Source organism: Polaromonas sp. P3_C2, assembly GCF_056402675.1.
In genome coordinates this window covers 1-752 of the sequence record NZ_JBFUGX010001139.1, presented here as the reverse complement: position 1 = coordinate 752, position 752 = coordinate 1, and the positions used below count along the sequence as shown (strand labels likewise).

Below are 752 nucleotides of genomic sequence, written 5' to 3'. Positions count from 1 at the left end.
ATGGAAAAAGGTGCGTTCAACCAGACGTCGATGTCCGGCGACGAGTTCGGAAAATGGCTGGGCGGCGCAGAGCAGCGCCATCGTGAGTTGATGAAGGAAGCCGGCTTCATCGCGAAGTAACGATAAAGAAAACCCGTTCGACGGGTTTTCTCCTGCGGGCTGGCCAAGTGTCAGCCCCACAATCAATCAAGTTCGCCCTGGTACAGGGCACTCAATCCAACGGAGTTGCTCATGGAGCCAAACCAAGAATCCGGCGCGCAAGCCCGCTCGGGCGTCGCGACCTATGTTGTTGAAGCGATCGTAGCCACCTGTATTGTCATCCTGGGTGCCGTGGTCATCCAGGGCAGTTGGGCCCTGGGGTCCGGCTGGACCACCGATGGCCCCGGTTCAGGCTACTTCCCGTTTTATATCGGCATCATCCTGTGTATTTCAGGCCTCGGCACCCTCTACCAAGCCTTGTTCGGCAAGAACAGGAATACCGAGGTATTTGTCGACAGAGAGCAACTCAAGCGGGTACTTGCCGTTTTGCTTCCTGCCATTGTTTATGTGCTGGCTGTCCAGTTTTTTGGCCTCTACGTGGCGTCCGCTGTATACATCGCGCTGTTCATGATCATCCTGGGGAAATTCTCCCCGATCAAAAGCGTGATCACCTCCTTCGTTGTGATCGCGCTGTTTTTCTTCATGTTCGAGGTCTGGTTCAAGGTTCCCTTGTTCAAAGGCCAGTTCGACTTGCTGAGCTTCCTCGGCTACTG

General features: G+C 55.1%; 1 protein-coding gene. It reads left to right on the top strand.

Annotated elements, in window-relative coordinates:
* Positions 1-231: 231 nt before the first annotated feature.
* The coding region (locus AC1DWI_RS25175) for a tripartite tricarboxylate transporter TctB family protein (RefSeq protein ID WP_477669190.1) at positions 232-752 on the top strand (521 nt) is incomplete at its 3' end.